Origin of the sequence: uncultured Demequina sp., assembly GCF_913055775.1 — a bacterium.
GTDB lineage: Bacteria > Actinomycetota > Actinomycetes > Actinomycetales > Demequinaceae > Demequina.
On record NZ_CAJXJX010000011.1, the window covers coordinates 1 to 25,348 of the forward strand.

33 protein-coding genes are annotated in these 25,348 nt (G+C 69.6%); 22 read left to right on the forward strand and 11 right to left on the reverse strand.

Annotated features, from left to right (window positions below; genetic code table 11):
* The coding region (locus QZ483_RS02015) for a bifunctional diguanylate cyclase/phosphodiesterase (RefSeq protein WP_297081315.1) at positions 1 to 1,071 on the reverse strand (1,071 nt) is incomplete at its 3' end.
* A gap of 172 nt (positions 1,072 to 1,243) precedes the next feature.
* Here QZ483_RS02015 and lepA point away from each other — a divergent pair.
* Positions 1,244 to 3,097, forward strand: a complete 1,854-nt coding sequence (lepA, locus tag QZ483_RS02020; protein WP_297081316.1) for a translation elongation factor 4 — start codon at positions 1,244 to 1,246, stop codon at positions 3,095 to 3,097.
* 32 nt (positions 3,098 to 3,129) lie between these two features.
* Entirely contained in the window at positions 3,130 to 4,296 is a 1,167-nt protein-coding gene (hemW, locus tag QZ483_RS02025) for a radical SAM family heme chaperone HemW (protein ID WP_297081354.1), read from the forward strand.
* An 18-nt stretch (positions 4,297 to 4,314) separates the two neighbouring features.
* Here the strand turns inward: hemW and QZ483_RS02030 are convergent, their stop codons facing one another.
* The 3 genes from QZ483_RS02030 to QZ483_RS02040 form a co-directional block, all read right to left on the reverse strand.
* Complete coding sequence (locus tag QZ483_RS02030; RefSeq protein WP_297081317.1) at positions 4,315 to 4,788, reverse strand: DUF4870 domain-containing protein; 474 nt, start codon at positions 4,786 to 4,788, stop codon at positions 4,315 to 4,317.
* A 91-nt stretch (positions 4,789 to 4,879) separates the two neighbouring features.
* On the reverse strand, positions 4,880 to 5,203 hold the full coding sequence (locus QZ483_RS02035; protein ID WP_297081318.1) for a DUF4870 domain-containing protein: 324 nt from the start codon (positions 5,201 to 5,203) through the stop codon (positions 4,880 to 4,882).
* Between the two features lie 95 nt (positions 5,204 to 5,298).
* Positions 5,299 to 5,652: a DUF4870 domain-containing protein gene (locus tag QZ483_RS02040; protein ID WP_297081319.1), complete on the reverse strand. Its 354-nt coding sequence runs from the start codon at positions 5,650 to 5,652 to the stop codon at positions 5,299 to 5,301.
* A gap of 88 nt (positions 5,653 to 5,740) precedes the next feature.
* Here QZ483_RS02040 and hrcA point away from each other — a divergent pair, with 88 nt between their 5' ends.
* The 8 genes from hrcA to era are packed head-to-tail and all read left to right on the forward strand — an operon-like array spanning position 5,741 to position 12,736.
* Positions 5,741 to 6,757, forward strand: coding sequence for a heat-inducible transcriptional repressor HrcA (gene hrcA, locus QZ483_RS02045; RefSeq protein ID WP_297081320.1), 1,017 nt, complete (start codon positions 5,741 to 5,743; stop codon positions 6,755 to 6,757).
* Complete coding sequence (gene dnaJ, locus QZ483_RS02050; RefSeq protein WP_297081321.1) at positions 6,754 to 7,893, forward strand: molecular chaperone DnaJ; 1,140 nt, start codon at positions 6,754 to 6,756, stop codon at positions 7,891 to 7,893. Before hrcA ends, dnaJ begins: the two co-directional genes overlap by 4 nt.
* A gap of 6 nt (positions 7,894 to 7,899) precedes the next feature.
* A complete protein-coding gene (locus QZ483_RS02055) occupies positions 7,900 to 8,709 on the forward strand; it encodes a 16S rRNA (uracil(1498)-N(3))-methyltransferase (RefSeq protein ID WP_297081322.1) in 810 nt (269 codons plus the stop codon).
* A 4-nt stretch (positions 8,710 to 8,713) separates the two neighbouring features.
* Positions 8,714 to 9,052, forward strand: coding sequence for an HIT domain-containing protein (locus QZ483_RS02060; protein ID WP_297081323.1), 339 nt, complete (start codon positions 8,714 to 8,716; stop codon positions 9,050 to 9,052).
* Positions 9,053 to 9,105: 53 nt separating this feature from the next.
* Complete coding sequence (locus QZ483_RS02065; RefSeq protein WP_297081355.1) at positions 9,106 to 10,122, forward strand: PhoH family protein; 1,017 nt, start codon at positions 9,106 to 9,108, stop codon at positions 10,120 to 10,122.
* Positions 10,119 to 10,571: an rRNA maturation RNase YbeY gene (gene ybeY / locus QZ483_RS02070; protein ID WP_297081324.1), complete on the forward strand. Its 453-nt coding sequence runs from the start codon at positions 10,119 to 10,121 to the stop codon at positions 10,569 to 10,571. The genes QZ483_RS02065 and ybeY overlap by 4 nt, the downstream gene beginning before the upstream one ends.
* 7 nt (positions 10,572 to 10,578) lie before the next feature.
* Entirely contained in the window at positions 10,579 to 11,838 is a 1,260-nt protein-coding gene (locus QZ483_RS02075) for a hemolysin family protein (RefSeq protein ID WP_297081325.1), read from the forward strand.
* Entirely contained in the window at positions 11,825 to 12,736 is a 912-nt protein-coding gene (gene era / locus QZ483_RS02080) for a GTPase Era (protein WP_297081326.1), read from the forward strand. The genes QZ483_RS02075 and era overlap by 14 nt, the downstream gene beginning before the upstream one ends.
* Before the next feature lie 219 nt (positions 12,737 to 12,955).
* Here era and QZ483_RS02085 read toward each other — a convergent pair whose 3' ends face one another.
* Entirely contained in the window at positions 12,956 to 13,102 is a 147-nt protein-coding gene (locus QZ483_RS02085; RefSeq protein WP_297081327.1) for a hypothetical protein, read from the reverse strand.
* A gap of 305 nt (positions 13,103 to 13,407) precedes the next feature.
* Between QZ483_RS02085 and leuA the strand changes: the two genes are divergently transcribed.
* The 4 genes from leuA to QZ483_RS02105 all read left to right on the forward strand — a co-directional run bounded on the left by leuA (position 13,408) and on the right by QZ483_RS02105 (position 17,365).
* Positions 13,408 to 15,150, forward strand: a complete 1,743-nt coding sequence (leuA, locus tag QZ483_RS02090) for a 2-isopropylmalate synthase (RefSeq protein WP_297081328.1) — start codon at positions 13,408 to 13,410, stop codon at positions 15,148 to 15,150.
* Positions 15,151 to 15,157: 7 nt separating this feature from the next.
* Entirely contained in the window at positions 15,158 to 15,595 is a 438-nt protein-coding gene (locus QZ483_RS02095) for a GNAT family acetyltransferase (RefSeq protein ID WP_297081329.1), read from the forward strand.
* A gap of 242 nt (positions 15,596 to 15,837) precedes the next feature.
* Positions 15,838 to 16,584, forward strand: a complete 747-nt coding sequence (recO, locus tag QZ483_RS02100; RefSeq protein ID WP_297081330.1) for a DNA repair protein RecO — start codon at positions 15,838 to 15,840, stop codon at positions 16,582 to 16,584.
* Positions 16,585 to 16,597: 13 nt separating this feature from the next.
* A complete protein-coding gene (locus tag QZ483_RS02105; RefSeq protein ID WP_297081356.1) occupies positions 16,598 to 17,365 on the forward strand; it encodes an isoprenyl transferase in 768 nt (255 codons plus the stop codon).
* On the opposite strand, the gene QZ483_RS02110 is transcribed toward QZ483_RS02105, so the two are convergent.
* Genes QZ483_RS02110 through QZ483_RS02135 form a run of 6 tightly spaced genes read right to left on the reverse strand, consistent with a single transcriptional unit; the run spans position 17,362 to position 22,133 of the window.
* Complete coding sequence (locus QZ483_RS02110) at positions 17,362 to 17,898, reverse strand: DedA family protein (RefSeq protein ID WP_297081331.1); 537 nt, start codon at positions 17,896 to 17,898, stop codon at positions 17,362 to 17,364. The genes QZ483_RS02105 and QZ483_RS02110 overlap by 4 nt on opposite strands.
* Positions 17,898 to 18,317, reverse strand: a complete 420-nt coding sequence (locus QZ483_RS02115) for a Fur family transcriptional regulator (RefSeq protein WP_297081332.1) — start codon at positions 18,315 to 18,317, stop codon at positions 17,898 to 17,900. The genes QZ483_RS02110 and QZ483_RS02115 overlap by 1 nt, the downstream gene beginning before the upstream one ends.
* Positions 18,314 to 19,216, reverse strand: coding sequence for a metal ABC transporter permease (locus QZ483_RS02120; protein WP_297081333.1), 903 nt, complete (start codon positions 19,214 to 19,216; stop codon positions 18,314 to 18,316). The genes QZ483_RS02115 and QZ483_RS02120 overlap by 4 nt, the downstream gene beginning before the upstream one ends.
* Positions 19,213 to 20,010 (reverse strand): metal ABC transporter ATP-binding protein, encoded by a 798-nt coding sequence (locus QZ483_RS02125; protein WP_297081334.1) that lies wholly within the window; start codon positions 20,008 to 20,010, stop codon positions 19,213 to 19,215. Before QZ483_RS02125 ends, QZ483_RS02120 begins: the two co-directional genes overlap by 4 nt.
* Positions 19,997 to 21,013, reverse strand: coding sequence for a metal ABC transporter substrate-binding protein (locus QZ483_RS02130; protein ID WP_297081335.1), 1,017 nt, complete (start codon positions 21,011 to 21,013; stop codon positions 19,997 to 19,999). Before QZ483_RS02130 ends, QZ483_RS02125 begins: the two co-directional genes overlap by 14 nt.
* Positions 21,014 to 21,050: 37 nt before the next feature.
* Positions 21,051 to 22,133 carry a GTP-binding protein gene (locus tag QZ483_RS02135; protein WP_297081336.1) on the reverse strand — a complete coding sequence of 361 codons (1,083 nt, stop codon included), beginning with the start codon at positions 22,131 to 22,133 and terminating at the stop codon, positions 21,051 to 21,053.
* A gap of 54 nt (positions 22,134 to 22,187) precedes the next feature.
* On the opposite strand from QZ483_RS02135, the gene rpmB reads away from it, so the two are divergent.
* The 8 genes from rpmB (at position 22,188) to QZ483_RS02175 (ending at position 25,305) form a co-directional block, all read left to right on the forward strand.
* Positions 22,188 to 22,427, forward strand: coding sequence for a 50S ribosomal protein L28 (rpmB, locus tag QZ483_RS02140; RefSeq protein ID WP_297081337.1), 240 nt, complete (start codon positions 22,188 to 22,190; stop codon positions 22,425 to 22,427).
* Positions 22,427 to 22,594: a 50S ribosomal protein L33 gene (rpmG, locus tag QZ483_RS02145; RefSeq protein WP_297081338.1), complete on the forward strand. Its 168-nt coding sequence runs from the start codon at positions 22,427 to 22,429 to the stop codon at positions 22,592 to 22,594. The genes rpmB and rpmG overlap by 1 nt, the downstream gene beginning before the upstream one ends.
* The gene (gene rpsN / locus QZ483_RS02150) at positions 22,594 to 22,899 is read left to right on the forward strand and encodes a 30S ribosomal protein S14 (protein ID WP_297081339.1); all 306 of its coding nucleotides are present in this window, start codon (positions 22,594 to 22,596) and stop codon (positions 22,897 to 22,899) included. Before rpmG ends, rpsN begins: the two co-directional genes overlap by 1 nt.
* A 1-nt stretch (position 22,900) precedes the next feature.
* A complete protein-coding gene (locus QZ483_RS02155; protein WP_297081340.1) occupies positions 22,901 to 23,152 on the forward strand; it encodes a type B 50S ribosomal protein L31 in 252 nt (83 codons plus the stop codon).
* Entirely contained in the window at positions 23,149 to 23,271 is a 123-nt protein-coding gene (gene ykgO, locus QZ483_RS02160; protein WP_084037959.1) for a type B 50S ribosomal protein L36, read from the forward strand. Before QZ483_RS02155 ends, ykgO begins: the two co-directional genes overlap by 4 nt.
* 4 nt (positions 23,272 to 23,275) lie before the next feature.
* Entirely contained in the window at positions 23,276 to 23,455 is a 180-nt protein-coding gene (gene rpmF / locus QZ483_RS02165) for a 50S ribosomal protein L32 (RefSeq protein WP_297081341.1), read from the forward strand.
* A gap of 10 nt (positions 23,456 to 23,465) precedes the next feature.
* Positions 23,466 to 23,750, forward strand: coding sequence for an HU family DNA-binding protein (locus QZ483_RS02170; protein WP_297081342.1), 285 nt, complete (start codon positions 23,466 to 23,468; stop codon positions 23,748 to 23,750).
* 169 nt (positions 23,751 to 23,919) lie between these two features.
* The gene (locus tag QZ483_RS02175; protein WP_297081343.1) at positions 23,920 to 25,305 is read left to right on the forward strand and encodes a glycine--tRNA ligase; all 1,386 of its coding nucleotides are present in this window, start codon (positions 23,920 to 23,922) and stop codon (positions 25,303 to 25,305) included.
* The last annotated feature ends 43 nt before the right edge of the window (positions 25,306 to 25,348 follow it).

The following is a 25,348-nucleotide window of genomic DNA, read 5'->3' on the forward strand; positions in this document are numbered from 1 at the left end:
CTCGATGAACTCCTGGGGGAGGAGGAGCCCGCGATTCGGGTGCTGCCAGCGCACCAGCGCCTCGTACGCGACGGCCTCGTTCGTGTCGAGGCGAACGATCGGCTGGTAGTGCACCACCAGCTCGCCCTCGCGGATCGCGGTGCGCAGCTCCGTCTCAATCGACAGCCGCACCATCGCGTTGTCCTGCAGACCGGGACGGAAGACCTCCGCGCGGTTGCGGCCGGAGCTCTTGGCGTGCGACATCGCGAGGTCCGCGTTGCGGACAAGCGTCTCCGCGGTGATCGCGGGCTCTGCCAGGGCCAGGCCGATCGAGACGGTGGGGCTCATGCGGTGACCCTCGACCGTGATGGGGGCCTGAATCGCCGCCGAGACGACGGCGAGCATGCCCTCGGCGGCGGTCTTGCCGACGATGCCGTCGAGCACGACCACGAACTCGTCGCCGCCCAGGCGCGACACGGTGTCAACGGGCCGCACCGACTCCTGGATGCGGCGCGCGAGCTCGACCAGCATGCGGTCGCCGGCGTGGTGACCCAGGGAGTCGTTGACGAGCTTGAAGTGGTCGATGTCGATGAACAGGCACGCGACAGTGGCGTCCGCGTCCGCGTGCGTGCGCAGTGCGGCCGCCGTGCGCTCGAGCAGCAGCGAGCGGTTGGGAAGTCCCGTCAGGTGGTCGAACTGGGCGCGGCGCTCCAGCAGGTCCTTGGCGCGCCGCACCTCGCTGACATCCTCCATCTGCAGGAGGTAGTGGGCGTCGGCTCCTGGGTCGCCCAGCCGGGTGACCGTCGAGCGGGTCCACACCGTGTCGCCGGAGCTGTGCAGCGCACGCGCCTGCAGCTGGAAGTAGTTGAGCTCTCCCGAGGCGAGCTGCTCGCGGAGTTCGGCGTCGCGCGCCGTGTCGTCGGGGTGCACGAGCGCCTCGGCCGGGGTCCCCGCGAGGTCGCCGATGTCGCGACCAAGGATGGTCGCGAGCGAGGCGTTCGCCTCGGTGATGCGTCCCAGCGGATCGACCATCGCCATGCCGATGGGCGAGCTCCGGAACGCCTGCCAGAAGAGCTCATCCTCGTGCTTCACGCGCCATGCCTCCCTTGGGCCGTCGCCGCGGCGGGCCATCTCCGCCGTCACCAGGGTTTATCGGCAGGTTTGCAGGACTCATGAGGCGAGGCAGGATCCCGCACGAGGACGGATCCGGACGCGGGATGATGGAGTCTGCCCTGCCACTCCCGACCCGAGGGATCCCCGCACCGTGACTTCCGACCCCCGCATCGAGCCTGCCGCGACGGCGCCGGAGCTGATCCGCAACTTCTGCATCATCGCGCACATCGACCACGGCAAGTCGACCCTTGCCGACCGCATGCTCGGCATCACGGGGGTGCTCGAGGCGCGTCTCCAGAAGGCGCAGTACCTCGACCGCATGGACATCGAGCGCGAGCGTGGGATCACCATCAAGTCGCAGGCGGTCCGGATGCCCTGGGAGGTCGAGGGCACGCCTCACGCCCTCAACATGATCGACACCCCCGGGCACGTCGACTTCACCTACGAGGTCTCGCGCTCGCTCGCCGCGTGCGAGGGCGCGATCCTGCTGGTCGACGCCGCGCAGGGCATCGAGGCCCAGACGCTCGCGAACCTCTATCTCGCGATGGAGAACGACCTCGTCATCATCCCGGTGCTCAACAAGATCGACCTGCCCTCGGCTGACCCCGAGCGCTACGCCGCGGAACTCGCACAGCTGATCGGCTGCGAGCCCGAGGACGTGCTGCGCGTCTCGGGCAAGACCGGCGAAGGCGTCGAGGAGCTGCTGGACCGCGTGGTGCGCGACATTCCGGCGCCGGTGGGCGACCCGAAGGCGCCGACCCGGGCGATGATCTTCGACTCGGTCTACGACACGTACCGGGGAGTGGTGACCTACGTGCGCGTGGTGGACGGCTCCCTGAAGCCGCGCGAGCGCATCGCGATGATGTCGACGCTTGCCACGCACGACCTGCTCGAGATCGGCGTCATCAGCCCGGAGCCCAAGCCCACCAAGGGCCTGGGCGTGGGCGAGGTGGGCTACCTCATCACGGGCGTGAAGGACGTTCGCCTGTCCAAGGTGGGCGACACGGTGACGCAGGCCAACAACCGCGCGAAGGAGTCGCTGGGCGGCTACCGCGACCCCAAGCCCATGGTCTACTCCGGGCTGTTCCCGCTGGACGGCTCCGACTTCCCCATCCTTCGAGACGCGCTCGACAAGCTGCAGCTCAACGACGCCTCGCTGGTCTACGAGCCCGAGAGCTCGGTGGCGCTCGGCTTCGGCTTCCGCTGCGGCTACCTGGGGCTGCTGCACCTCGAGATCGTGCGCGACCGCCTAGAGCGGGAGTTCGGCATCGACCTCATCTCGACCGCGCCGAACGTGGTCTACGAGGTCGAGATGGAGGACGGCAAGGTCCACACGGTCACCAATCCGTCGGAGTTCCCTGGCGGCAAGATCGCTGAGGTGCGCGAGCCGGTCGTCAAGGCGTCGATCCTGGTCCCGAGCGAGTTCATCGGCACCGTCATGGAGCTGTGCCAGGAGCGCCGCGGGCAGATGGGCACCATGAACTACCTGTCCGAGACCCGCGTCGAGATGCACTACACGCTGCCGCTCGCGGAGGTCGTCTTCGACTTCTTCGACCAGCTCAAGTCCCGCACGCGCGGCTACGGCTCGCTGGACTACGAGCCCGCCGGCGATCAGGCCGCGGACCTCGTCAAGGTGGACATCCTGCTCCAGGGCGAGCAGGTCGACGCCTTCAGCGCCGTGGTGCACAAGGACAAGGCCTACGCGTACGGCCTGTCGATGGTGGGCAAGCTCAAGGACCTCATCGACCGCCAGCAGTTCGAGGTGCCCGTCCAAGCGGCGATCGGCTCGCGGATCATCGCGCGCGAGACCATCCGCGCGATTCGCAAGGACGTGCTCGCCAAGTGCTACGGCGGCGACATCTCGCGCAAGCGCAAGCTGCTCGAGAAGCAGAAGGCGGGAAAGAAGCGCATGAAGAACATCGGCTCGGTCGAGGTGCCGCCGGAGGCCTTCATCGCCGCGCTCAGCACGTCCGACGACGGCTCGGACAAGGGCAAGAAGAAGTAGCAGTGGCCGCGGTCGCGACCACGGCGACGCCGATGCGCGACTTCGGCGTCTACATTCACGTCCCGTTCTGCGCGGTCAGGTGCGGCTACTGCGATTTCAACACGTACGCCCCGGGAGATACCGGGTTCGGGTCGCGTGACGACTACGTCGCCGCCGCGCTCGGGGAGATGGCCCAGGCGCGCGACGCCATGGCGGGCGACGAGCGCCCTGCTCGCACCGTCTTCATCGGCGGCGGCACGCCCACCATGCTGGACGCGCGCGCACTGAGCGCCCTGCTCGACGGGGTTCGCGAGACGTGGGGCCTCGCGCCCGATGCCGAGGTGACGACGGAAGCCAACCCCGACTCGGTGACGCCCGAGTCCTTGGCCGCCCTCGCATCGGCCGGCTTCACTCGCGTGAGCCTGGGCATGCAGTCCGCGCTGCCGCATGTGCTCGCCACCCTCGAGCGCACGCACCGGCCCGAGAACATGGGCCGCGCGGTCGCTGCCGCTCGTGCTGCGGGTCTGTCCGTGAGCCTCGACCTCATCTACGGCACCCCGGGAGAGAGCCTCGCCGACTGGGAAGCCAGCCTCGACGCCGCGATCGCGCTCGAGCCCGACCACATCAGCGCCTACGCCCTGGTCATCGAGCCCGGCACCCGCATGGGTGCTCAGCTGCGCCGCGGGGAGATCGAGGCAGTGGACCTGGACACGCAGGCCGACATGTACGAGCGGGCCGATGCGCGGCTGGCGGAGGCGGGATATGCCTGGTACGAGGTGTCGAACTGGGCGAGGGAGCCGGGGCAGGAGTGCCGCCACAACATCGCCTACTGGACCAGCCAGGACTGGTGGGGCGTCGGGCCGGGAGCGCACAGCTACCTGGGCCCGCGCATCGGCCCTGATGGAAGCGAGGCGGCCGCCGAGCGGTGGTGGAACGTCAAGCTGCCCCGCGCCTACGCGCAGCGTGTGGCGGCGGGCGAGAGCCCCGCGGCCGAGCGCGAGCCGCTCAGCGAGGCCGACCTCGCGCTGGAGGCGGTGATGCTGCGGCTGCGCCTCGCGGAGGGGATGCCGGTGGCGGCCCTGCCTGAGCCGCGACCGCGAGAGGCGGCCGCCCTGGTCGCCGACGGGATCCTGGACGGCCGCGAACTGATCGGCGGCCGGCTGCGGCTCACGCTGCGCGGGCGCCTGATGGCCGATGCCGCGGTGCGGGCCCTCACGTGAGCCCGCACCGCCCGGCCGTCACTTGATGAACGGGATGGTGAATCCGATCCGGTAGTACTGTCCCGAGCTGGCCTTGACCGCGGCCACGATCGAGATCACGAGCGCGTAGATGCCGTACGCGAGCCACAGCGGACCCGTCAGCAGGAAGCCGAAGCCGACGGTGATGAAGCCAATGACGACGGCCGCGACGGAGACGACCAGCAGGGTGAGCTGCAGGTTGAGGTTCTGCTTGCCGTGGAAGTCGACCAGGGCGCTGCGCTCGCGGAAGATCATCCAGATGACCAGCGGGACCACGAAACCCAGGAAGCCGCCGCTGAGGACCACGGCGGCGAGCGCGAGGACGTGGATCAGCATCGACCACGTGCGCGCCTCGGCCTCGAGCATCGGCCGCGGCGCGTACGGGGTCGCGCCGGTCGGAACCGGGCCGGCGGATGCGGAGCCGGCAGGCGGGACGGGCGCCGCAGGGGCGCCGGAGTGAGTGGTGTCGTTCATGACCTCAGGGTCTCAGACAGCATCGGGGCCCGTCATCGGCCTGGCGGCTGATGACGGGCCCTGATGGATGTCGGGGAGGACCCTCAGGGGGTCACTTCACAAGCGAGAGATTGAACGGGTACTTGTACGTCTCGCCACGGTTGACGGCCATCGCGCCCTGGATGCCGAAGATCACGGCGACCACGAACGCGGCCAGCTGGACCAGGCCGCCGATGAGGATGATCCACAGGATCGCCCCCACGATGTACGCGATCGAGATCATGATGCCGAAGTTCAGGATGTCCTTGCCCTCGGTGTCGATCCGCGCGCTGCGGTCCTTCGCGATCAGCCAGATGATCAGCGGCGCGAGGAAGCCCGTGATGATCATGCCGATGTGCGAGATGAGGAGGTAGGTCTTCTCATCCTGCTCGGACATAGGCTGTCCGCCCGACGGAGGTCCGCCTGCGGGCTGGCCGCCCGGGGGCTGTTCCGGCGGCGGCGGGGGCGGGGGAGGAGGCGTGCTGTTGTCAGTCATGCTGTTCTCACCACTTTGATGTCGTAGGGATACGTCGCCGGCAGTCCCCGGCGCACGGCGCGGAAGGCCTGCACGCACAGGACGGCCGCGACGGCGAGAACAGCCAACTGTGCCAATGTACCGACAAACGCGACGAGTGGCACGAACAATCTCACCGCCGTACCCAGGGCGAACACCACCAGGACGAGCATTCCGAAGTTCGTGGCGGCAGCCGCCTGGCTCGCGGCCCAGGGGTCATCGCGGCGGCGCGCGAGCCAGACCCCGAGGGGAACCAGCGGCCCGACGATCGCGCCCAGGTGCGCGAGGCCCGCCATCGCCGTGTCGTGCTCGTGATACGTGCTGTCGGTCATCCTCGCGCCTCCGAGGGCCACGCTACCTGTCCGACGTCCGCGATACGATTAGCACTCACGCTTACCGAGTGCCAGGAGGAGGGGAGCCGTGAGCGAGGACCGTCGCAGCGCCGTCCTCCGCGCCATCGTGGAGGGCTACGTCGCAACCTCGGAACCGGTGGGGTCGAAGGCACTCGCCGAGTCCTCCGCGCTCGGGGTGTCGCCCGCGACCATCCGCAACGACATGGCCTCGCTGGAGGAGGAGGGGCTGATCGCCCAGCCCCACACCAGCGCGGGACGGGTCCCCACGGACGCGGGCTACCGCTTCTTCGTCGACCACCTGGCGGCTGCGGCACTTCAGGATCCGCACCGCCGCGCCATCCAGACCTTCCTGTCCGACGCTGTCGACCTCAACGACGTCGTCGAACGGTCGGTGCGCCTGCTGAGCCAGCTCACGCGCCAGGTGGCCGTGGTCCAGTACCCGAGCGTGCGCGAGTCGGCGGTGCGGCGCGTGGAGCTGGTGCGCATCGGCACTGAGCACGCGCTCGTCGTGGTCGTCTCGGCCGATGCGCGGGTCGAGCAGTCGACGGTGGCACTGGGCGCCGCCGTGCCGGACGAGGAGTTCGAGCGCGCCGCACGCGAGCTCAACGAGGCGGCGGTGGGGCTGACGCCCGCACCGCTGCAGACCTCGCTGGACGCGTGGGCCGGACGGCACGGCCAGGTGGCGTGGGCCGCTCCGGTTGCCGACGCCGTGGTCGCCGCCGCTCGCGGGGGCACCGTGGAGAAGGTCGTCTTCGCGGGGGCCGCCAACCTCGCACGCGCGGGCGCGGACTTCGAGTCGGATGCGATCGGCTCGGTGCTGGACGCCCTCGAGGAACAAGTGGTGCTGCTGCGACTGTTGCACGAGATGACGCACGAGAGCCCTGACGTGTCCGTGCGCATCGGCGCAGAGATGAACAACGAGGCGCTCGCGCGCACCAGCATCATCGCGGCGGGCTACGGCCCGGGCGGCGACGCCACGTCGCTGCTCGGCGCACTGGGTCCGACCCGCATGGACTACCCAGGGACGATGGCGGCAGTCCGCGCCGTCGCCCGCTACCTGTCGAGAGTCGTGGAGAACGAGTGAACGATTACTACGCCACCCTGGGAGTCTCCAGGGACGCCAGCGAGGCCGAGATCAAGAAGGCCTACCGCAAGCTCGCGCGCGAGCTGCACCCCGACGTCGCCGGACCCGAGGCGGGCGACCGCTTCAAGGACGTCGCCGCGGCCTACGAGGTGCTCGGCAACGCGGACAAGCGCGCCCAGTACGACCGCGGCGTGGACCCCCGTGGGAGTCGCGGCGGTGCTCAGGGAGGTCCTCAGGGCTTCGGATTCGAGGACATCTTCGAGCAGTTCTTCGGTGGCGGCGGATCGCCGTTCGGCGGCGCCGCTCAGCGCGGTCCGGCCTCGCGCACGCAGCGCGGAGGCGACACCCTGGTCCAGACCGCGGTGTCGCTCGAGGAGGCCGTGTTCGGTGTGACGCGCAAGGTCGAGGTCGACCTCGCCGACCTGTGCTCGACGTGCCAGGGCTCGTGCTGTGCGCCGGGCACCTCCCCGCAGCAGTGCCGCCAGTGCAACGGCTCGGGCATGATCCAGCGCACGGCGCGCTCGCTGCTTGGCCCCGTGATGACGCAGTCGCCGTGCCCCGGCTGCGGCGGCTACGGAACGATCATCGCGAGCCCATGCGGCGACTGCTCGGGCCAGGGCCGCACCCACTCGCGCCACACGGTCTCCGTCGACATCCCCGCCGGCGTCGAGACCGGCACGCGCATTCGCCTCGCCGGGGCCGGAGACGCCGGCACCGGCGGCGGCCCCAAGGGCGACCTGTACGTCGAGATCCGCGAGAAGGCGCACCCCACGTTCGAGCGTCGCGGAGACGATCTCCACTGCACCCTCGAGGTGCCGATGACCGCGGCCGCGTTGGGTGCGGACATGACCGTCGAGACCCTCGATGGTGAGCAGAAGGTCGAGATCCGCCCGGGGACGCACGCCGGCACCACGGTGCGGCTCAAGGGGCTCGGCGTGGGTCGGCTCCAGCGGCACGGTCGCGGCGACCTGTTCGTCCAGCTCGACGTCCACACGCCCACGGACATGGACGATGAGCAGCGAGAGCTGCTCCGGAAGCTCGCTGAACTGCGTGACGAGGAGATGCCTGCCGCCAGCCTCGCGCCCATCGGCGGCGGAGTGTTCTCGCGTCTCAAGGACGCGTTCAAGGGTCGGTAGCCGCACGTGAGCGCGCCGGTCTTCCTCAGCGCCGCGGCGGCCGATGCTCGCCCCGGCGACGTCGTCACCGTCGCGGGTGACGAGGGCCGGCACGCGGTCACGGTCCAGCGACGCACCGTCGGCGAGGCCGTGCATCTCGTGGATGGCCGCGGGGTCCGTGCCGGCGGGACCATCGTCGAGGCTGGCGACGGCACCATGCGCGTGCGCGTCGACGAGGTGAGCGTCGACCGAGATCCCGAGGTGGTGCTCGTCCAGGCACTCGCCAAGGGCGGGCGGGACGAGCAGGCCGTCGAGGCCGCGATCGAATTGGGGGCCACGGGAATCGTGCCCTGGCAGGCCGCGAGATCGATTGTGCAGTGGCGAGGACCCAAGGCCGACAAGGCGCGCGACAAGTGGGCGGCGCTGGTGGTCGCCGCGACCAAGCAGTCTCGCCGGGCGGTCGTTGCCGAAGTCGCGCCTGTCGTCACGACCGCGCAGCTCGCGCAAGAGATCTCGGCCGCAGTGGACGCTGGAGCCGCAGTGCTCGTGCTGCACGAGAGTGCGGACACGCCGCTGACCTCGCTCGAGTGGGCCGACTCTCGGCAGACGGTGTGGGTCGTCGTGGGCCCCGAGGGTGGTGTCTCGGAGGACGAGGTCGCCGTGCTGACTGACGCGGGCGCCACGCCCGTCGTGCTCGGGCCTCACGTCCTTCGCGCATCGTCCGCGGGCCCTGCGGCGATCGCGGCGCTCGCCGCGCAGCGCGGCACCTGGGCCGCCACCGCATCGGCCCGCGCGACCGGCGATGCGGACGCTCAGCCACCCGGGGGCCTACGCTAGCCATATGAGTGCCGATTGCCTGTTCTGCTCGATCATTGCCGGTGACATCCCGGCAGATCGCGTGCTGGAGAACGACGCCGTGGTGGCGTTCCGCGACATCGCGCCCAAGGCGGACACGCACGTGCTCGTCGTGCCGCGCACGCATGCGCCGGACGTCGCCGCGCTCGCGGCGACCGCACCCGGCGAGCTCGCCGCGATGGCCCTCGCCGCCCAGGAGATCGCGGATGCCGAGTGCGGTGGGCAGTTCAAGTGGATCTTCAACACGGGCGAGAAGGCGGGGCAGACGGTGTTCCATGCACACGGGCATCTGCTGGGCGGCGACCTCGGCGGGAGCCTGGTGTGAATGGACGTGGTGTGAGCGCGAACCGAGTGGTCGTCATCGAGGACGCCGAGAGGATGCCGGAGCTGCTGGGCTCGGGCGACGCCGTCATCAAGGAGGTGGAGCGCGCGTTCCCTGCCGTCGACGTGCACGTGCGCGGCAATCGGATCTCGCTGACCGGCGACGAGTCGGATGTCGCCGCCGCCGCGACGGCGATCGAGGAACTGCGATCGGTGCTGGCCGCAGGGGTCCCGCTCACGCCCGACGTCGCACGGGAATCGGTGCGCATGCTGAGTGCGGCGCGTGGCGTGGCGGCAGCCGCCGCTGACGCGGGAGGCGAGCCCGCCCAGGCGGCGCGACCCGTCGCGGTCCTCACCCGTTCGATCCTGTCGAGCCGGGGGCGCACCATTCGCCCCAAGACCCAGGGCCAGGCCGACTACGTTGCCGCGATCGAGAATCACACGGTGACGTTCGGCATCGGCCCCGCCGGCACCGGCAAGACCTACCTCGCGATGGCGCAGGCCGTCGCGGCCCTGCAGGCCAAGAAGGTCAACCGCATCGTCCTCACGCGCCCCGCCGTCGAGGCCGGCGAGCGCCTGGGCTTCCTCCCGGGCAGCCTCAACGAGAAGATCGACCCCTACCTGAGGCCGTTGTACGACGCGCTGCACGACATGGTCGATCCCGAGTCCATCCCGCGCCTCATGGAGGCCGGCACCATCGAGGTCGCGCCGCTCGCCTACATGCGCGGGCGCACGCTCAACGACGCGTTCATCATCCTCGACGAGGCGCAGAACACGACGCGCGAACAGATGAAGATGTTCCTCACGCGACTGGGCTTCGGCTCGACCATGGTGGTCACGGGAGATGTGACGCAGGTGGACCTCCCCGGCGGCACGCAGTCAGGCCTGCGGGCGTCCCGCGAGATCCTGGACGGCGTCGAGGACATCGCGTTCTGCGAGCTGGGCGCCCAGGACGTCGTGAGGCACCGGCTGGTGAGCGACATCATCACGGCCTACGCGAAGGCGGACGAGCGGCGGCCGCCGCGAGGCGGGGGCCAGCAGAGGCGCTTCGACAGGTCGGAGGAGCGCCCGTGATCGACGTCAACAATGAGACGGACGCCCAGGTCGACGAGATCGAGTTCGCGGAGCTGGCGACGTACGTTCTGCGCGAGATGCACGTCGCGGACGGCGCGGAGCTCGCGATCCTGTTCGTCGACGAGGCCGCGATGGAGCAGCTCCACATCCAGTGGATGGACGAGCCCGGACCCACCGACGTGCTGTCCTTCCCCATGGACGAGCTGCGCCCCGGCACCGAGGACGCGCCCACTCCCGCGGGGCTCCTGGGCGACATCGTGGTGTGCCCCACGGTGGCGGCCCGGCAGGCGACGGCCGCCGGTCACACGGCGGAGGAGGAGATGCTGCTGCTCACGACGCACGGGATTCTCCACCTGCTCGGCTACGACCACGCCGAGCCTGACGAGGAGAAGGAGATGTTCGCGCTGCAGCGTCGTCTCCTGCTGACCTTCCTCGCGGACCGCGCGTAGGGCCAGCGTGTCCGGCACCGTCATCGCGCTCCTGGCGCTCGGGGCGGCCTTCGGCGCGCTGGGGGCAGCCGCGCTGCACGCGGTGGTCGCGGCGCTCGAGCAACTCCCTCACGCCGAGGAGCGCAGGATCGCCCAGCGACGCAGGCCGGACGGTCGCCCCACGTCCGCGGCGCGGCTCGCGGCGATCCCGACCCAGACCGACGAGGCTGCGTCGCTCGCGTACGCGATCCACGAGGCGTTCGCGATCGTCTGCCTGACTTTCCTCGTCGGAGACCTGGTGGTCGACGCCGAGTGGCCGCCGCTCGTGGTGGTTCTCGTGGCTGCCGGACTCGCCGTGGTCCTCTCGCTGCTCGTGATCCGCGCCTTCCCGCGTCAGGTCGCGAGGCGCCACCCCCTCAACGCGCTCGGCGTTCTCGCTCCTGTCGCGTGGTTCATGATCCGGATCACGGCCCCGGTGCGCGCCGTGGTGCCCGCGCTGAAGATGCCGCCGCTCGCGGAGCCCGAGGACCTGGTCGAGCAGGCGCAGGACGCGCTCGAGGAGGAGGACGCGGAGCTGTTGCGCTCGGTCGTCAGCCTGGGCGACACGCTGACGCGCGAGGTGATGGTGCCGCGCACGGACATGATCACCATCGCGTCGGGAACCCCGGCGCGCAAGGCGATGGTCCTGTTCATGCGATCGGGCTTCTCGCGCGTCCCCGTGATCGGCGACGGCGTGGACGACACCGTGGGCGTCGTGTACCTCAAGGACGTCGTCAAGACCACGTGGGATGACGCTGCGGCGCTCGAGCACCCCGTCGACCAGTTCATGCGCGATCCGGAGTTCGTGCCCGAGTCCGTGCCGGTCGACGACCTGCTGCGGCGCATGCAGGACGAGGTCTTCCACATGGCGATCGTGGTGGACGAGTTCGGCGGCGTCGCGGGCCTCGTGACGATCGAGGATGCGCTCGAGGAGATCGTGGGCGAGGTGGTCGACGAGCATGACCGCAGCGCGCCGGAGGTCGAGCGCGTGGGCCCCGATCGCTACCGCGTGCCTGCCCGGTACCCGCTCGACGAGCTCGGCGAGCTGTTCGACGTCGAGATCGACGAGGATGACGTCGAGACCGCGGCGGGCCTGCTCGCCAAGGCGCTGGGCAAGGTTCCCATCCCGGGCGCGCGTGCCAGCGCGCACGGGCTCGCGCTCGAGGCCGACAGGGTCGAGGGCCGGCGCCGTCGGCTCATCTCTGTGCTCGTGGAGGCGCTTCCCCAGGAGGAGGATGACGATGACTGATACCACCCATCGCAGCGGATTCGCGTGCTTCGTGGGCAGGCCCAACGTGGGCAAGTCCACGCTCATGAACGCCTTGGTCGGGGAGAAGGTCGCGATCATGTCCTCGCGTCCGCAGACCACGCGGCGTGCCATCCGGGGCGTGCTCACGCGCGAGGACTCCCAGCTCGTCATCGTGGACACGCCCGGTCTGCACCGGCCACGCACTCTGCTCGGCGAGCGCCTCAACGACCTGGTGCGCGAGACCTTCTCGGAGGTCGACGTCATCGGCTTCTGCCTGCCGGCCGACCAGAAGGTGGGCCCGGGGGACCAGTGGATCGCGCGCGAGCTCGCGGAGGCCAGGGCGCCTGTGGTGGCGATCGTCACCAAGGTCGACAAGGTGCCGCGTGACAAGGTGGCCGAGCACCTGCTCGCGGTCTCCCAACTGGGGGAGTGGGCGGACATCGTGCCCGTGAGCTCGATCGAGGGAATCCAGATCGACACCCTCGTGGACGTGCTCACCAAGCATCTGCCTGAGGGGCCGGCGCTGTACCCCGAGGGAGAGGTGACGGACGAGCCCGAGGAGGTGCGCATCGGCGAGCTCATCCGCGAGGCGGCGCTCGAGGGCGTGCGCGACGAGCTGCCGCACTCGATCGCCGTCGTGATCGAGGAGCTGCTCGAGCCCGAGGATGAGATGGCGTCGAAGGACGTGCTCGAGATTCGTGCCCAGCTGTTCGTCGAGCGCGATTCGCAGAAGGGCATCATCATCGGCAAGGGAGGGGCGCGGCTCAAGGAGGTGGGCGCGACCGCCCGGGCGGGCATCGAGCGCCTGCTGGGCCGGCGCGTGTATCTCGACCTCCACGTCAAGGTCGCCAAGGACTGGCAGCGCGACCCCAAGCAGCTGGGCCGCCTGGGCTTCTGACTCCCGCGAGGCCCGCCGGACCTCCGGACTCCCGCGAGGCCAGCCGGCCGCCGTCCCCGCGCGCATTCCACTGACGTTGCGCCGCATCCTGCGTGGATGTGGGCCGTAGGGGCGCAATCCACGCATGCAACGCCCACCCATGGGTGAGGAGCGCACGGCCCGCGCCCACGAGAAAGCCCCGGCCTCCACGAGGAGACCGGGGCTTGCGGTGCGAGCGGATCAGTACCCGATCGACGAGAACGTCTCGATGCTCTTGGCGAGCAGGTAGACGAAGGCGCCCGAGCTCACCATGATGATCGCGAGCGCGCCGGGGACGGCGTACCAGGGAAGGTCCTTGGTGGTCGTGGTGTCGTTCGTGGTGGTCATTGCTTTCTCCTTGGTGATGCCGTGCTGCCGGTTGGCTGGTTAGTTGGTGTAGTAACTAACCAACCATGGTTCCGTTCCCCTGTCAAGAGAACTCCTGACATCCGCCGCCGCACCGCCCTCTACCGCGCGCCGCCCACGCTGAGGGGAACGTGACCCGCGCATCGGCCGTCCGCTATGGTGAACACATGCGTGCACGCTCGCTGCTCCTTCGCCGCCGCGACGAGGCCTAAAGGCCGGCTCCTCGTCGCGGAGGCTGTCGCGCCGGCTGACATCAGCCACCGACCCCGACGAAGGAACCCCACGACATGAGCGAGCACTACACCTCCGGCGACCAGACCGCGTCGCCGATGCCGATCCACAAGTACCGGCCCTTCCACGAGCAGATCGCCGTCGATCTGCCCGACCGCACCTGGCCCTCGAAGCGCATCACCGAGGCGCCGCGCTGGTGCGCGGTCGACCTGCGCGACGGCAACCAGGCACTCATCGAGCCCATGAACGTCGAGCGCAAGCTGCGCATGTTCGATCTCCTGGTCCGCATGGGCTACAAGGAGATCGAGGTGGGCTTCCCGAGCGCGAGCCAGACCGACTTCGACTTCGTACGCACGCTCATCGAGGAGGAGCGCATCCCGGATGACGTGGTCATCCAGGTGCTGACCCAGTCGCGCGAGCACCTCATCGAGCGCACCTACGAGTCCATCAAGGGCGCCAAGAACGCGATCGTCCACCTGTACAACTCGACGTCGGTGCTGCAGCGCGAGGTCGTGTTCCGCGCGGACAAGGACGAGATCAAGGACATCGCCACCCACGGCGCGATGCTGTGCCAGAAGTTCGAGGAGACCATCCCGGACACCCAGGTGTTCTACGAGTACAGCCCGGAGTCGTATACAGGCACCGAGCTCGAGTACGCGGTCGAGGTCTGCAATGCGGTGCTGGACGTGTGGAAGCCCACGCCCGAGCGCAAGGTCATCATCAACCTGCCCGCCACGGTGGAGATGGCCACGCCCAACGTCTACGCGGACTCGATCGAATGGATGAACCGCCACCTGGACTACCGGGACTCGGTGGTGCTGTCCCTGCACCCGCACAACGACCGCGGCACCGCTGTGGCGGCCGCGGAGCTGGGCTACATGGCCGGCGCGGACCGCATCGAAGGCTGCCTGTTCGGCAACGGCGAGCGCACCGGCAACGTGGACCTGGTGACGCTGGGCATGAACCTCTTCAGCCAGGGGATCGACCCGCAGATCGACTTCTCCGACATCGACGGCATCCGCCGCACGGTCGAGTACTGCAACCAGATCGACGTCCACCCGCGTCACCCGTGGGGCGGCGACCTGGTGTTCACCGCGTTCTCCGGTTCGCACCAGGATGCGATCAACAAGGGCTTCGACCACATGCGGGCGCGCGCTGACAAGCAGGGTGTGACCGTCGACGACATCGTGTGGGGCGTGCCGTACCTGCCCATCGATCCCAAGGACGTGGGCCGGTCGTACGAGGCGGTCATCCGCGTCAACTCCCAGTCGGGCAAGGGCGGCGTCGCTTACCTGCTCAAGACGGAGCGCAATCTCGACCTGCCCCGCAGGCTCCAGATCGAGTTCTCCCGCGTGGTCCAGGTAGCCGCAGACTCCACCGGCGCGGAGCAGACGGCCGAGGACATCTGGCAGATCTTCCACGACGAGTACCTGCCGGCCGAGGACCCCGAGCGTCAGTGGGGCCGGCTGGCGCTGCGCGGCACCCGTGCGACGAGCTCGGACGAGGGCCCAGACACCCTCGCCGCGGACATCCGCGACGGTGACGCGGCCGTCACGGTCGAAGGCTCGGGCAACGGTCCCGTCGACGCGTTCGTCGCCGCTCTCGGCACCAGGGGAGTGAAGGTCGAGGTGCTCGACTATCACGAGCACGCGATGACCGGCGGCGGTGATGCCCAGGCGGCCGCGTATGTCGAGTGTCAGATCGGCGACGAGATCTTCTGGGGCGTGGGCATCGACCCCTCGATCACGACCGCCACGCTCAAGGCGATCATCTCCGCGGTCAACCGCGCGGGCAGGTAGGGCCGACGTGGGCGCCGGCATCGCCATCCGGCGCTACGGCCCTGGAGACGCCGATGCGGTGGTCGCCCTGTGGGAGACGTGCTTCCCTGACGACCCGCCCCGCAATGCGCCCCGGGCTGTCATCGCGCGCAAGGTCGACCGCGACCCCGACCTGTTCTGGGTCGCGGTCGACTCTGCCGGAGACGTGGCCGGCGCAGTGCTCGCCGGCTACGACGGCTACCGCGGCTGGCTGTATCACCTCGCGGTCGCCCCCGACCGGCGTCGCGAGGGCATCGCCACGGCTCTGGTGGACGCGGCCGTCGAGGCGCTCTCTGGGCTGGGGTGCGTCAAGGTCAATCTGCAGGTGCGTGAGTCCAACGCGGCGGTAGTCGCGTTCTACGCGTCGCTCGGCTGGACCGAGGACGCGACCGTGTCGCTGGGGCGCACGCTGCGTGCGTTCGACTGAGGCGAAGGCGCAGGAGACGGCAGAGGGGCGGTGCCGCAGGCACCGCCCCTCGGCGTGATCTCTCCCCCGATGAAACCACCCCGGCTCTTGGCCGTCGACTCTGACGCTATTGCCGCCCGGTGACGCGCGGTATCCCCACTTGTGGGGGGTCAAGATGAACTTTCGGGGCCGGAATGCGCATTGAGGCGCCCCGAGGCGGCGAGGCGCACGGCCGTGCCGGGCGCGCGCGCGACAATGGTCCGGTGCCCGTGTACCGAGACGATGCGATCGTGCTGCGCACCCACAAGCTGGGTGAGGCGGACCGCATCGTCACGATGCTGACCAAGCGCCACGGCAAGGTGCGCGCGGTCGCCAAGGGTGTCCGGCGTACGTCGAGCAGACTGGGATCGCGCGTCGAGCCCTTCATGCTGGTCGACGTCCAATTGTACGAAGGGCGCAACCTGGACGTCGTGAGCCAGGTCGAGACCAAGGAGCCTTACGCGCGCCGGATCGCGGAGGACTACGCGCTGTACACGGCGGCGACTGCGATGGTGGAGACGGCGGACAAGCTCGTCGACCACGAGAAGGAGCCGGCGTGGGATCAGTATCGGCTGCTGCACGGTGCCCTCGGGGCCCTCAGCCGGCGCGAGCACGATCCTGGCCTGGTTCTCGACAGCTTCCTCCTGAGATCGCTCGCGCTCGCGGGCTACGAGCCCAGCTTCGACGCGTGCGCGAGCTGTGGACGCGACGGGCCTCATCGGGCCTTCGTGGTAGCCGGGGGAGGAGCGGTGTGCGAGACGTGTCGCCCGCCCGGCGCGGCAGCGCCCGCGCCCGAGACCTTCTCGTTGCTCGAGGCCCTGCTCAGCGGCGACTGGTCCACCGCTGACGCTTCGGCTGACCGTCACCGGCGCGACGGTGCCGGGCTGATCGCGGCGTACACGCAGTTCCACCTCGAGCGAAAGGTGCGGTCGCTGCCGCACGTGGACCGCGCCCAGCCCGGGACGGCGTGACTCCACCGTTAGGCTGGCGGTCGTGACCTTCGCCGAGCCTCCGTCCCACGCCGGGGGAGCGACTCCGCCCGCCCTGCCCGCATCAGCCGTTCCCGGGCATGTCGCCGTGGTGATGGACGGCAACGGCCGGTGGGCCAAGCAGCGCGGGCTGCCGCGCACCGCGGGACACGAGCGCGGCGAGGCCGCCCTGCTCGACGTTGTCGCCGGCGCGATCGAGATAGGCGTGACCCACCTCAGCGCGTACGCCTTCAGCACGGAGAACTGGAAGCGCAGCCCGGACGAGGTGCGCTTCCTCATGGGCTTCAACCGCGACGTGATCCGCCGCCGCCGGGACCAGATGGGCGAGTGGGGCGTGCGCGTCCGGTGGGCTGGGCGACGGCCCAAGCTGTGGAAGTCCGTGATCGACGAGCTCGAACGCGCCGAAGAGATGACCGCCGGCAACGATGTGCTCACCCTGACGATGTGCGTCAACTATGGGGGACGCGCGGAGATCGCCGATGCGGCACGCGCCATTGCGATCAAGGCGGCGGCGGGGGAGCTGGACCCGTCGCGGGTGAACGAGAAGACCCTGGCGGCGCACCTCGATGAGCCGGACATGCCCGACGTCGACCTCTTCTGGCGCTCGAGCGGCGAGCAGCGCAGCTCCAACTTCCTGCCGTGGCAGGCGGCCTATGCCGAGTACGTGTTCAGCGACGTGCTGTGGCCCGACGTCGACCGCACCCACCTGTGGGCCGCGATCGAGGAGTACGCGCAGCGCAACCGGCGATTCGGATCGGCCTAGGAGGCGTACGGGGACGTCGGGTCGGCCGCGACGGTAGGCGCGCGGCGCCTGCGCCATAGGTTGAGCCCCACCACCACGGCCGCGATCACGAGCACGCCCAGCACGAGGAGCCACGGCGACCTCAGCCACGCCTCCCACAGCGACAGAGCAATCGCCGTGTAGATGGTGGCCCACGCCAGGCAGCCGGGGATCATCGCCAGCGTGTACAGGTCGAATCGCATGCGCGTGTAGCCCGCGGTCGCGTTCACCATGGTCTGGAAGCCCACGGTGAAGAAGGACAGCGGTATCGCCACGTAGCCGCGTCGCTCGATGAACTCGCGTGCGCGCTCCATGCCGGGACCCGAGAAGCGTCGCGCGAGGCGAGCCCTCCGGCTGTGGCGCTCCTCGGCTCTGTCGGCCACCGCATCGGCCCCCGTGCGAGCCCAGCGCGCGAGCCAGTAGGTCGCCTGGGTGCGGAAGAAGACCACGCCGGTAAGGAAGGAGAACAGTCCCCACCAGGGGCCGTCGAAGATGAAGGACGGAACGCCGGGCATCAGTGGCCCTTCGCGGTGCAGGCCGCGCACACTCCCGTGATCTCGACGGTGTGGTCCATGCGAGCGAATCCGCGCTCGGTGGCGATGCGCGAGGCCCACTCCTCGAACTCGGGCACCTCGATGTCCTCCGCCTTGCCGCAGACGCGGCAGCGCAGGTGATGGTGGTGCTCGTCCACCGCTCCGCAGCGGCGGTAGAGGGTCTCGCCCGAGGACGTGACGACGGCGTCGACCTCGCCGGACTCGGCGAGGATCTGGAGCGATCGATAGACAGTGGCGAGCCCCACGGAGGAACCGTCGTGACGGAGGATGTCGTGCCACGACTGTGCCGACCGGAACTCATCGGTGCCGTCGAGCGCCTCGAGGATGGCGGCGCGCTGCTTGGTCATGCGTGGCGCGGGTGCGGCCTTGGCGTCCGTCATGCGGTGGCTCCTTCCGTCGGCTCGAGCGGCCGTTCTTCCGCCACAGCGTGGTCTCGCCTGCGGCGGCGGCTTCTCACGAGCCCAGCACTGGACGCTACCACGGCGTACAGCACGACCCCGAGGACGACGATCAGCGCGCCGGGCTGAAGGTCGTGGAACAGGGTGATGGCGACGCCGGCGACGCAGATCGCGACGCCCACCCCCATTGCCACGGCCATGGTGCGCGAGAACGAGCGCGTCACGATCTGGCTGACGGCGACAGGCAGGATCATGACGCCGCTGACGAGCAGCACGCCCACCACGCGCATCGAGGCGGTGATGGTCACGGCCGCGAGGACCGCTACCACCATGTTGAGTGCACCCACGGGCAAGCCCACGGAGTGCGCAAACTCCTGGTCGTGGGTGACCGCGAAGAGCGACGCCCGCAGACCCACGCCGACCACCAGGATGGCGATCGACAGCGCGACGGTGACCCACACATCGGTCCAGCTCACCGTCGAGATGGAGCCGAAGAGGTAGCCCATGAGGTTGGCGTTCGACCCGCCCGCGGCGGAGATCAGCAGCACGCCCGTCGCGATGCCGCCGTAGAACATGATCGCCATGATGACGTCGGCGGCGGCGATGCCGCGGGCCCGCATGCGCTCGATCACCACGGCGCCCACGATCGCGAAGACGATCGCGCCCGGGATCGCGAGAGCATCCTGCTGGGCGAGGTCCGCCCACGACCCGGCCAGCCACCCCGCTGCGACTCCGGCGAGAGCCACGTGGCCGATCCCGTCTCCCAGGAGCGACATCCGACGCTGCACCAGGTAGGTGCCCACCACCGGCGCCGTCGCGCCCACGAGGATCGCCACGATCATCATGCGCTGGACCAGGGGATCGGTGAGCAGGTCGATCATGGCCGCACCTCCCACGCGAAGGTCGAGCCCTCAGGCTCGGCGACGTCGGCGTGCGCGTGCTCGTGGTCGTGGCCGGGGAGCGCATGGACACCCAGCGCGCGAGGAGGCTCGCCGATGTGCGTCACGCAGCCCTGGTCGAGGACCACGGCGTGGTGCACGAGAGGCGCGAGCGGCCCGAGCTCGTGCAGCACGAGGATGATGGACGCGCCGGCGTCGCGACGCTCCGTCAAGGCCGCGGACAGCGCCTCCTGGCTGGGGACGTCGACGCCGGCCATGGGTTCGTCGAGGATCAGGACGTCCGGGTCGCGCACGAGTGCACGAGCGATGAGGACGCGCTGCTGCTCTCCGCCTGACAGCGACGCGACATCGCGGGTCGCGAGATGGGCGACGCCCAGGTGGTCGAGAGCGTCCATGGCCCGCGCTTTGGCGTCACGGGGAAGCAGCAGCTGGCCGGTGCCCAGCAGGCCCGAGCGGACCACCTCGCGGGCGGTCGCCGTGACGCCGCCTCCGGCGGAGGCGCGCTGGGGCACATAGCCGATGCGCGAGGCGGTTGCGCGAGAGCGAGGCCGTCCGAACACCTCGATGGATCCAGCCGAGACGGGCAGCGCGCCCACGAGCGCACGGACGAGCGTGGACTTGCCCGAGCCATTGCCGCCCATGATCGCGACGGCCTCACCCGGGAACGCGTCGAGGTCCACGCCGTGCAGGATCTCGTGGCCGCCCAGGCGCACGCGCACCGCGCGCGCCGTGATGGCGGGCGGGGTGTCGTGGTGGAAAGGGTCAGCTGCAGTCAAGCCCGGTCCTCAGCGCCTCGAGGTTGCGCTCCATGACCGAGAGGTAGTCGTCGCCTTCGGCGATCGACTCGATCGGGTCGAGCACCTCGGTGGAGACGCCCACGTCCTCGGCGAGCGAGTCGGCGACGTTCGCGCTGACGAGCGACTCGGTGAAGATCGTGGTCGCCCCCGTGTCCTCGACGAGGTCGCGGATCGCGCGCACCCGAGCAGGGGAGGGCTCCGCCTCGGGGTCCAGCCCGGACAGGCCCTCCTGGTGGAGGTCGTAGCGGGCGGACAGGTACCCGTAGGCCTCGTGGCTCACGAAGATATCGCGGCGCTCGCACATCGCGAGGCCGTCCGTGTAGGCCGCGTCGAGGTCGGTCAGGTCTGCCTTCAGTGCCTCGGCCCGCTCCTCGTACGAGGCGGCGTTGTCGGGGTCGAGCTCGGAGAACTCTGCGGCGACATCATCCGCGAACTCGGCCACGAGCGTCGGGTCCTGCCAGAAGTGCGGGTCGACGGCGCCGTGATCGTGGTCGTGGTCGTCGCCCTCCTCCTCGTCCTCGTGCGCCTCATCCTCGGCGTGATCGTGGTCGTCGTCCTCGTGCGCCTCGCCCGTCTCGTGGTCGTGGTCGGCCTCGGCGTGGGCCACCACGTCGCCGACGTGCTCGTCGACGATGTGGTGCGCATCGAGGGAGCGCACGCCCGTGGTCTCGATCGCGTCGTCCACCGCAGCGGAGAAGTCGGACAGGAAGACCACCGTGTCCATGCCCTGCATCGATCGCACCGTGGCCGGTGACATCTCGGCATCGTGCGGCTCCACGCCCGCGGCGATGAGGGACGAGACAGCGACGTCCTCGCCGCCCACGCGCTCGGCGACGAACTGCAGCGGGTAAAAGGACGCGCCTACCACGAGGCTGGCATTGGGGTTGTCGAACGACGAGGCGTCACCGGAGGACGACGAGCAGCCGGCAAGCGAGAGGATGCCGACGCACGCGCCAGCGACGAGAAAACGGGGGAGAGACATGCGAGAAAGAATACCGTTCTTGATAATCGTTGTCGATCTAGGCTGCGTTGGCGTCGGAGCCGCCGTCGGCCTCCCCAAACCAGTCGGCGAGGGTGTCACTTCCAGGAGTCTCGGACGGGGACGCGAGCGCCGCGGCGAACGCGCTTGCGATCACGTCGCGCTCGTCACCGACGCCCGTGATCAGCAGTTCCGTGCGCGGCCTGCGACCCTCCCACGTGCCGATCTCGCCCACGCTCAGCTGGCCCGCCGACTCCTCCCACACGCATGCGCCGCCGGGGCGCGACGCGACCCAGAAGTGCCCTCGCGCTCGCACGCGGTGGTCCGCTAGCCGGTGGAGGTTTTCGCGCAGCCGTCCGGCGTCGAAGGCTCGCTCGCTCGACAGGCGCAGGGTCCACACCCCCGCACGGTCCTCCGGGGTGCGCCGTGGCAGTCGCAGCGGGTCCACGCGCTCGAGGCAGTCGCGGGTGCGCCCGCACGGGCGCGACAGCAGCGCCTCGCCCACCTCGCTGAGCTCGGACTCGATGATGCGGCTGCCGTCGCCGCGCAGGTGGTCGGCGACGGCGCGGGCGCCCTCGGGCGCCGGAGAGTCGCCGCTGAGGACAATGAGGTCGGCCGCGGCCATGATGGGCGCGAGAGCCTCGGCCAGAACGCGGTCGTCGTCCTCGTGCATGCCGAGTCCCAGATCCTCGATCCACGCGTCGGAGAAAGCGTCGTCGCGTAGCGTCGCCGCGTCGACCACGGCCGCAACCGTGCCGAAGCGCGCGCCCGCGAGCGAGCCGGTCCGCCGCAGCTCGGCGTCGAGCAGCCGCACGAGCGGCGCGGGCTCCGCGGTGACAGGCAGGGCGACGACTGCATGCTCCCACCGGTCCAGTCGGCGCAGTCCCACCAGCGTGGGCAGGACGTCCTCGCGGATCGCGCAGGAGACGCAGGCGTGGTCGAGGGGAGTGACGACCGTCTCGAGGACTCCGGTGGCGTCCGCGACGGTGCGGCGCACGCCGCCGTCAAGAATGTCGTGAGTGATCACGACGGTGTCGCCGCGGTCGATGGTGAGCCCGAACGCGGCTGATGCGCGAACGACGGGGTCGATGGTCGTGAGAGTCGAGATGGTGAAACTGGTCATGGAGAGCACTGTAGCATTTGACGAGAACGATTCTCATTACTAGAGTTGCTCGGCATGTCACGACAGCGATGCCAAGTCACCGGAGCTGTGCCCAGCTTCGGCCACTCCATTTCCCACTCCCACCGGCGCACCAAGCGCCGCTGGGACGTCAACATCCAGCGCAAGCGCTTCTGGGTGCCCAGCCTGGGACGCACCGTCACCCTCAACGTGAGCACGAAGGGCCTGAAGGTCATCGATCGCGACGGGATCGACGCCGTGGTCGGGCGCATCATCGCGTCAGGAGAGAAGGTCTGATGGCCAAGGGAAAAGATATCCGGGACAAGATCACCCTGGAGTCCACCGCGGGCACAGGCACGCGCTACGTGACGACCAAGAGCCGCCGCAACACCCCGGACCGGCTCGTGATCCGCAAGTACGACAAGGCGATCAGGCGCCACGTCGAGTTCAAGGAGACCCGCTGATGGCGAAGAAGAGCAAGATCGCCCGCAACAAGCAGCGCGAGGAGGTGGTCGCCCGGTACGCCGAGCGCCGCCTCGAACTCAAGCGTGCATCCGTCAACCCGCACCTCAGCGCGGACGAGCGCGACGCGGCGATGAAGGCGCTGCACGCGCTGCCGCGAGACGCGAGCCCCACCCGTCTGCGCAATCGCGGGTCGAGCGATGGCCGTCCGCGCGGCAATCTCAGGAAGTTCGGACTGTCGCGCGTCAAGTTCCGCGAGGCGGCCCACCGCGGTGAGCTGCCCGGCATCACGAAGTCGAGTTGGTGACATGAAGCACGGTATCCACCCGCCCTACGGCCCCGTCGTCTTCCGTGACAAGGCCGCCGACTGGGCGTTCCTGACCCGCTCGACGATGACCTCCGAAGAGACTATCGAGTGGACCGACGGGAACACGTACCCCGTGGTAGACGTCGAGATCTCCTCAGCCAGCCATCCGTTCTACACCGGCCAGCAGCGCGTGGTCGACACCGCCGGACGCGTCGAGCGCTTCCGGCGCCGCTATGGGAAGGAAGCCTCATGAAGGTCCGCGCCAGCATCCGGTCCCTGGCCCGCAAGGAGGGCGCGATCGTCGTGCGCCGTCGGGGCAAGACCTACGTCATCAACAAGCGCAATCCGCGCTTCAAGGCGCGACAGGGGTAGTGTCATGGCCGTACCCAAGCGCAAGACCTCCCGTTCGCGCACACGCTCAAGACGTGCACAATGGAAGGCGGCGGCACCAGACCTGGTCCCCGTGACCGTGAACGGCACGGTGCACCAGGTGCCGCGTCCCCTCGTCCGCGCTGTCCAGCGCGGACTCATCGAGCCCGACGGAAGTCGGGCGTGAAAGGAATGACATGACCCTCACCCGCTCCGACGTCGCCTCGAAGATCGCCGACGGCACCGACCTCACGCAGGCTCAGGCAGCCGATGCGCTCAAGGCCTTCGAGAAGGTCGTCACCGAGGCGGTGGCAGCAGGCGAGGCCGTCAAGCTGACGGGCTTCCTCCAGGTTGACACCGGCGAGCGCGCTGCGCGCACCGGCCGCAACCCCCAGACCGGCGAGACCCTCGAGATCCCCGCGACCACCGTCGTGAAGCTCTCGGCCGGCGCCACGCTCAAGGCAGCAGCCAAGGGCGCGTAACTCACGCCCCTGCGCTTTCGCGGCCCGGCTCCCTTGCGGGAGCCGGGCCGTTGTCGTGTCCGGACCCCGCGCATCGGCGCGCGGAGTACGGCGCCCGCCGCCGCATCGGCCCTCCGCTGTCACCGATAGACTGTGCGGGCACTTCCGCCCGACCCCTAGGAGCAGCCCCGTGGCCCAGCCGTCCCGCCTCGACAACGTGATCTCGCTCGCGAAGCGCCGTGGCTTCGTGTTCCCGTGTGGAGAGATCTACGGCGGCACCCGCTCCGCGTGGGACTACGGCCCGCTGGGCGTCGAGCTCAAGGAGAACATCAAGCGCCAGTGGTGGCGCGCCATGGTGTCGAGCCGCGACGACATCGTGGGCCTCGACTCCTCCGTCATCCTTCCCTCGAAGGTGTGGGAGGCGTCGGGCCACCTGAAGGCTTTCGTGGACCCGCTGGTCGAGTGCCTGTCCTGCCACAAGCGCTTCCGCGAGGACCACCTCATCGAGGAGTTCGAGGAGAAGAAGGGCCGCGCGCCCGAGGGCGGCCTCGCCGGCATCGCGTGCGCCAATTGCGGCACGCGCGGCCAGTGGACCGAGCCCAAGATGTTCAACGGCCTGCTCAAGACGTATCTGGGAGTCACCGAGGACGAGTCCGGGCTGCACTACCTGCGCCCCGAGACCGCGCAGGGCATCTTCGTCAACTACGACAACGTGCAGCGCACCTCGCGCATGAAGGTGCCGTTCGGCATCGGCCAGATCGGCAAATCCTTCCGCAACGAGATCACGCCCGGCAACTTCATCTTCCGCACGCGCGAGTTCGAGCAGATGGAGATGGAGTTCTTCGTCAAGCCCGGAACGGACGACGAGTGGCACCAGTACTGGATCGACACGCGTCTGGCCTGGTACACGGACCTCGGCATCTCGCGCGACAACCTGCGCCTGTACGAGCACCCGCAGGAGAAGCTCTCGCACTACTCGAAGGGAACCACGGACATCGAGTACCGGTTCGGCTTCACCGGTTCCGAGTGGGGCGAGCTCGAGGGCATCGCCAACCGCACCGACTTCGACCTGTCGACGCACTCCGAGCACTCCGGCAAGGACCTGTCCTACCTCGACCCGACCACGAACGAGCGCTACACGCCTTACGTGATCGAGCCTGCGGCCGGCCTGACCCGTTCGCTCATGGCCTTCCTGGTCGAGGCCTACGACGAGGACGAGGCCCCCAACACCAAGGGCGGCGTCGACAAGCGCACCGTGCTGCACCTCGATCCGCGCATCGCGCCGGTCAAGGCCGCCGTCCTGCCGCTGTCCAAGTCGGAGGAGCTGCTGCCCACTGCGGACGCGCTCGCCAAGGAGCTGCGCGGCGCGTGGAACGTCGAGCTCGACGTGACGCAGGCGATCGGCAAGCGCTACCGCCGTCAGGACGAGATCGGTACGCCGTTCTGCATCACCGTCGACTTCGACACCCAGGACGACCAGGCCGTCACGATCCGCGACCGCGACACCATGCAGCAGGAGCGCGTGGCGCTGTCGCAGGTGCAGGCCTACCTCGCGACGCGCCTGATCGGCGCGTAGGAGCGGGGCCGATGCGCGGGCTGGGCTGGCACTGATGGGCACC